Here is a 236-nt window from a genome sequence, read left to right on the forward strand (position 1 = left end):
AGGTGTGCGATTCTAAGATTGGGTGTGCTTTATATTAAGTAGCGGCGTTAATTGGGCCTAAATGTTGCCCAGGAGTGGTTTTAAGTGTACCGGCGTCTATCAGCTCACTAATTTCATTAAGTAAGGGGTGCTGCGCTGTTATATCGGTTATAGTAAATAGCGATCGAGTACACATAAACTCCCAATGCACCGATATACACTTCCGCTTAAATTTTAAAATATCGAACCATGTACGG

1 pseudogene is annotated in these 236 nt (G+C 41.5%); it reads right to left on the reverse strand.

Annotated elements, in window-relative coordinates:
- Positions 1-34 precede the first annotated feature (34 nt).
- Positions 35-236, reverse strand: a pseudogene (locus R0J88_RS23520) (zinc-binding alcohol dehydrogenase family protein); the annotation flags it as partial.

Origin of the sequence: Pseudoalteromonas sp. SIMBA_162 (genome assembly GCF_046535955.1) — a bacterium.
Classification (GTDB): Bacteria; Pseudomonadota; Gammaproteobacteria; order Enterobacterales; family Alteromonadaceae; genus Pseudoalteromonas; species Pseudoalteromonas marina.